General features: G+C 48.4%; 6 protein-coding genes. 3 read left to right on the top strand and 3 right to left on the bottom strand.

Annotated features, from left to right (window positions below):
- Nucleotides 1-324 precede the first annotated feature (324 nt).
- Nucleotides 325-861, bottom strand: coding sequence for a YkgJ family cysteine cluster protein (locus tag BUB44_RS14720; RefSeq protein ID WP_073167722.1), 537 nt, complete (start codon nt 859-861; stop codon nt 325-327).
- Nucleotides 862-1,037: 176 nt separating this feature from the next.
- Here BUB44_RS14720 and BUB44_RS14715 point away from each other — a divergent pair, with 176 nt between their 5' ends.
- The 3 genes from BUB44_RS14715 (at nt 1,038) to BUB44_RS14705 (ending at nt 2,598) form a co-directional block, all read left to right on the top strand.
- Nucleotides 1,038-1,316 carry a type II toxin-antitoxin system Phd/YefM family antitoxin gene (locus BUB44_RS14715; RefSeq protein ID WP_073167719.1) on the top strand — a complete coding sequence of 93 codons (279 nt, stop codon included), beginning with the start codon at nt 1,038-1,040 and terminating at the stop codon, nt 1,314-1,316.
- The gene (locus BUB44_RS14710; RefSeq protein ID WP_073167717.1) at nt 1,313-1,726 is read left to right on the top strand and encodes a putative toxin-antitoxin system toxin component, PIN family; all 414 of its coding nucleotides are present in this window, start codon (nt 1,313-1,315) and stop codon (nt 1,724-1,726) included. Before BUB44_RS14715 ends, BUB44_RS14710 begins: the two co-directional genes overlap by 4 nt.
- Nucleotides 1,727-1,824: 98 nt before the next feature.
- A complete protein-coding gene (locus BUB44_RS14705; RefSeq protein WP_073167715.1) occupies nt 1,825-2,598 on the top strand; it encodes a nucleotidyltransferase domain-containing protein in 774 nt (257 codons plus the stop codon).
- A gap of 714 nt (nt 2,599-3,312) precedes the next feature.
- Here the strand turns inward: BUB44_RS14705 and BUB44_RS14700 are convergent.
- Both BUB44_RS14700 and BUB44_RS14695 read right to left on the bottom strand, forming a co-directional pair.
- Nucleotides 3,313-3,840, bottom strand: coding sequence for a mismatch-specific DNA-glycosylase (locus BUB44_RS14700; protein WP_073167712.1), 528 nt, complete (start codon nt 3,838-3,840; stop codon nt 3,313-3,315).
- A 63-nt stretch (nt 3,841-3,903) separates the two neighbouring features.
- Nucleotides 3,904-5,520, bottom strand: a complete 1,617-nt coding sequence (locus BUB44_RS14695) for a hypothetical protein (RefSeq protein ID WP_073167709.1) — start codon at nt 5,518-5,520, stop codon at nt 3,904-3,906.
- Nucleotides 5,521-5,852 lie beyond the last annotated feature (332 nt).

The raw sequence follows: 5,852 nt of genomic DNA, 5'->3' as shown, positions 1-5,852 counted from the left end.
ATTTGTACATGCTTACCACCTCTTTTGCCTCCCCCTCTCGAGGGAGATTTTATCATGAGGTGGGTCAGTTTTATTTGACGATCGGGGGTCAATTCTATTTTACGATCTACAATGAATTCGCCGGGCAATGTTAATTATTGCTATTCAGACACAGGGAAAGATTGTAAATGCCGCTTTCTTCCGTTTTGCTTATTTTACCGTCCTACCGTTGAACAGTCAATTTTTCCCGCAGATCTCTTTCCTGATCAGAGGCCTGCTTTGTGTTTCACGTCCGTGACAAGGATTGTCAGACTTTACAATTTTAGGGCTGACAGGGTGCTGGCGCTAACCATACGTCGGCATTCTTCCGGGTCTGGTCCTTTTCTTCCAGCCCAACTCTTTTTTCAGTTCCTCGTAAACATGAAACACAATTGGACAGACGGCATAATTATCAATTACCCTGATCAACCGGAAAACAAAACCCTTTTTGTGCAAGTGAGGATAACTCCTGCAATCACCGGGACGGTATGAATATTGCGTACACAGATTGTCCTTTAGAAACGGGCAGGGTTTCTGGTTGAAAAGATAGTCGTTTTCAACTTTTTTCAAGTATTTCTCTATAAATTCAGAAACCGGAATACCCGTCCCTTGAGATAACCTCGTGATATCTTTATCGTGCAGAACTGGACTGCATTCCCGGCAACAGTTGGCGCACTGTTTGCAGTCAACCTGCGAAGAAATATCTTTATACAGCCTGTGTACCAGGGAATCCACTTCTTCACCCGCAATACTGGTTTTTAAAAAGGAACGGAATTCCCAGTTTTCATCTTCTTTCTGTGCGGCTATCAATTTAAGCTTTTCCGGCGCAATTTCAATAACCATAATTGGCTCACCTCAGCGGAAAGAATGCCTTTTAGAAAACGTTATCAAAGCGTATAAAAAACAACCGGCAGGTTTTGGGGCAAAGAAAAGGCTTAAGCCGTGCAGCAACTGGCTCTTGAGCTATTGGATTGACAATATTGGTTTTATACTGTAAGCTAAACATAGAGGTGAACCTTATGGAAAACATCATTAATGTGGAAAATGCCAGGCGAATTCTGGGGGATTTGATCAGCCGGGTAAACGAAAATAAACAACCGGTAGTCATCACCCGGCGCTCGAAGGAAAAGGCCATTCTTCTGGATTATGATGAGTACGTGCGATTGAAAACCCTGGCTGAAAAGGCAAAGGAAGACCGGTTAATCGAAGCCCTGGAAAAGATCCAGCAAGCAGTCGCTGAAGCCGGTATTCCCTATGAAGCAGTCGCCGAAGCCATTCGCGAGGTTCGTTCCAGATGAAAGTTGTTATGGATACAAATATACTGGTATCAGCCATCGGTTGGACTGGTCCCCCGCACCGGCTGCTAAAGGCATGTATAGGAGGAAAACTAAAGCTTTTTATCAGCCCGGCTTTAATCGAAGAATTGATCCTGGTTATAGCCCGCCCGAAGCTTAAAGTGGTCGCCGCTCATCCTGATTTGCCCCGGATAATATCCTGGTTGTGCCAACCGGAACGTCTAATTATCCCCCGGCAGCAGCTAAATGTCATCACGGAAGATCCCGCCGACAACAGGGTTCTCGAGTGTGCACTGGAGGCAGGCGCCGGGGCCATCGTTTCCGGCGACGAACACCTGCTGGGTTTGAAAATCTTTTCTGGCATCCCCATCCTGAAGGCTACCGAAGCATGCCGTGCCTGGAAAATTACCTGACTAAAAACCGGACTTCGGGCTTTTCCCGGTTCTGTGGCTCGAGAAGGGTGTGCTCCCATTTGCCTGCACTGTTTACCTGCACCCGGGGAGGAATAAAAATGCTTCTCGAGAGCGAAAAAATTATCAGTGAAATTAAACGCCATGTCCAGGACCGGCCACAGGTGGCCGTGGCCTATTTGATGGGGTCTTATACCGGGGGCACGGCCACCCCTCTGAGTGATGTGGATGTGGGCATCGGCCTTTACCCCTCCCTGTGCCCGAACACAGACGACGCCCTGCACCTGGCAGCGGCACTGGAATACTCCCTGACGGAGGCGCTTTTTCCCGGTTATGTTCCCGAACCCCGGGCGGAATGGCTCTTCACCCCGGTGGAAGTGGTGGTGCTGAACGCACCCCACACCCTTTCTTCCCTCCCCTGGATGCTGGCCGGCGCCCTGCCGGTCCACACCCCGGATCCCTCATTTAAGGTGGAACTGGAAAAGCTGGCTTTCCGGCGCGGCCGCCCCACACCGGAAGAGGCCGCCATTGCCGCCTGGCGGCTAAAGGCAACCTGGATCGTCCGCACCGCCCGGGGCCAGGTTTTTGCCTCCTATGAGGGCATTCTGCGCACCTGCCTGAACCTGGCCCACCGGGCAGTGGTCAGGCTGGGGCTGCCCGTGCCGGAAGAACGGCAACAGCTGCCCCTGGTACTGCACAGGGCCGGCATCATTACCCGGCGGGCGGCTTCCTTTATCACAGAAGCCATCAATATACTGTGCCACGACCGTGTAAACTTCCAGGCGTGGGAATACCTGCACCATAACCTCCACCTGCTGGCCGACTATGCCCTGCAGGTGGAAGACGCCCTGGAAAGGACCGTAAAGCAGCAATGACCGGCGGGATAGAGCCTTGCGGCGCCACCATAATGGCCGCTTCATCCTCACTGATGGCCAGCAGGTCCAATTCGTTCCGCCCGTCCCACCAGGGGTCCCAGACTTTCTGCAAAATGGAAGGTATGGCCGGATTGGTCTCCATAAGGTAGGGGAATTCATCCAGCACCACAATAAGCCGCTCCTGGCGGGCCAGCCCGCCCATAAAACGGAAGGCAGCCTCCCCAGGAAGGAAAGGAAAAACCCGTTTCTGCCTGTCCGTAGGCCTGCTCCCACAGCCGCTGCGAAAAAGCGGCCAGCTGCTCCCGGCCGGGTGCCAGGTCGGCCACAAAAAAGATGTGCCTCTTCCCCCGGCAAAAACCCTGAGCATTTCCGTTTTCCCCACCCGCCGGCAGTCGTATAACACCAGCAGCCCGGCACGACCGCTTCTATAAGTTTCCTTCAGCCAGTTCAATTCCGTTTTGCGGTTTACAAAAACCATTTAAAGTACCTCGTGTGATTAGTCTAATCATGATTATACTATCTCGTAACATGAATTCAAAGGGAAAGGCTTTCTTCCCGGTCTGCAGAGAAGGGGTTTCAGCGTCTCAAGGGGTATCGAGAGCTGCCTCTATTGGCCACAGCGTTGGTTGAAGTCGTCACTGCTCTAAAATATTCCATGGCAATGAAAACAGCTTAAAAAACGCGAAAAAGGGCGCTACCGAAATTCCACGATATTCAGGACATGCTCAGAACTTGTGTAGTGCCCCTGTTATCATACCGTCCTACATACTCGGCAAGTTCCAACCAGTATTGTTCAATCCAGTAAGCTCGTGCTGCACCTGAGGTGGATGGTAAAACGAAAACAGCCGATGACCCCACTCTTTCCGGCTGTAACCCGTATTTCACGTGACGGCCTAGAAATTCCATGGCAGCCCGCTTACCATTAAAGGCGACAGCCTTTGGAGCCGCTTTTACCAGCCGCTGCCGGAACCCCCCAATATCAAAGAACTCCTTCTCCAAGGTATTGTCATTTCCGGAGACCCTTTTCACGAGATCAGTAAGGCCAATACCGTAGCTCAGAAGGCTACGGTATTCTTGTGGCTGTAACTGGCGAGGGGTCAGACCAATACGGTACAGCACCGCCCAGAATTGGTTACCTCGCCCGGCATAATAGGCTCCAATTGTGGCCGAACGGTTACCAGCTGCCGTCCCGCAGAAAACCACTTTAAGACCCGGTTTAAGCACGTCAGGAAGAATATCCATTAGAAGACTTCTCTCCTCTTACCTTTAATTACTTGTGCTACGTTGAATATGGGTTTTTGAGTATTATGTCAAAACCTTATTCACCAGTTTCTCAATATATTTTGGATCATCTTTCTGGAACAGTACATTGCAGCTTTCTAACTGCTCCCTGGTAATAGTTCCTCGCCAGCTATGCTGGATCTCGGAAAAGCGCGTTGGCGTTACAATAAAGGAATTAAGCACCACATCGGGATTACCTATGCGTGATTCTATATCCTTGATCGTCTTATAAAACTGTATTTTAGGATTATTTTCTTCTCCTGCAATACTCCTTATACCTTTCGGATCGATGAAAGTGATATACTGCTTTTTATCTTTTATTATCCACATGATAAAATCAGGATAGAAATTGCCTGCCTCAAAGAAACCGATCCCGATTTTTGCCTTGTTCCGCAAAAGGTAAAGCTCTTTATCAGCAAAAAAGGTTTTGTTTTTCTCATAATAGCCCTTTAAGTCTTTAACAAATTGCCGCTCCCCTTCATTAAGCTGGACAGGGCTTACAACTATCTGGGTTTCTCCCCCTGCTATATAAACCAGTGGTGCATACAGGTGCCTTTCGAAATTAAACGGTTCAAAGGAAGCATGAGCGTAATTTTTAAAATCCAGACCTTCAAGAGACCATTCATCTTTTGCCTTCTTTAAATCATTTACCAATGCTTCGAGTCTTGCCTTGATGGTCTCCTGGTTTCCGTCATCATAAACCGTAATATTGTATTCTTTTACCATATTTCTGTCGTCTTCTTTCAACGTTTGATATTCAAGATTGGGAAGCTCGTAAGCCTGTTTTTTATAATAGTAAAAGGCTTCACAGTATTTTTTGAGCAATGCGGTGGTGATTTCCTGGAAACGGAAATAATTCCGATAGTCTTTGATCTCAAGGTCCTCTTCAGGTATCAAGAGTTCGTACCAGGAAGGATTGAGCATTAATTTCTTTAAAACCTGCTTTGGGATGCTTAAGTTATACCATGACTTTTCATTCTTGAACCTTTCCAATTCAAAATACACCTTGTCAAAGTCCACAAAAGCGAGATGTTTTGGTTCTAAGGTGCCTTTATGGATCACCGCATTGTTAGGCACTCCTGACTTTTCATTACTGGAAATCACCTGCAGCTTCGGATAGCAGTCGAGGGTTATTTTTCGCAAACCTGGGCATGTATGGGGCAGATCCAGCACTGGCCTCGGGCCTCTGCGTTTGAAGTCCTGCCCCTCTTTAAGCTTCAGGGTTTTCAAAGCATTAAATTTATCTGCCTTAATATTCAAAACTACAGGCAGAATATAGGGAACCTTGTTCTCAGGGTCTGATACGCCTTCCTCTTCAAGGTATTCTTTGAACTGTTGCATATAGTCTGCCCTGACGCCGAAAATGTTGAGGGTTTCGACCGCAGCAACGGTATTTTTAAACTTTCGGGGCAGGAGACTTGCAGGGATATTCTCCGCCCTGCTGCTCCGCTTCAGGCAGAATTCATAGCCTTTGAGCCTCACACCGCGCCCGAAAAGCTGGATAACCTCGGAACCCTCGTTTTTGCCCATGTTCATTAATCCCATGGTGCTGACACGCCAACTGTTCCAGCCCTCGGTGAACTTCTTTGAACCGATCAGTACATTGATGGTGGAGTTGGCTTCATTAATCCTGTGGAACAAAGACTGAGAAAAATCGCGCTTTCCTGTATGTCAATTCTCACTTTGATTTAGCCCAACCCCTGCCCATTTTCGCAGATTGAACAATCTGCAACTATTTCCGATACCAGAATAATCTGCAACTGCTTCGCAAATTGTGCTGGTATTTCAGGTCAGTCAGTCCGTCTATTCACCAGAATATGACAACCAGTGACTGACCCCTTTTCTTCCGGCTGTGGAACAGGTAGAATATTTGCTGGAAGTGACCGCCATGCAGCAGATATTTTACACGCCTGTACCGCCGGAAGAATACGCCCGCCTGGGCAAAGATTTTCCCTTTCCCCAACCACTCTCAT

The sequence above is a fragment of the Desulfofundulus australicus DSM 11792 genome (assembly GCF_900129285.1).
GTDB classification, from domain to species: domain Bacteria; phylum Bacillota; class Desulfotomaculia; order Desulfotomaculales; family Desulfovirgulaceae; genus Desulfofundulus; species Desulfofundulus australicus.
The sequence above is the reverse complement of the archived record's forward strand: the minus strand, read 5'-3'. Positions and strand labels throughout refer to the sequence as shown.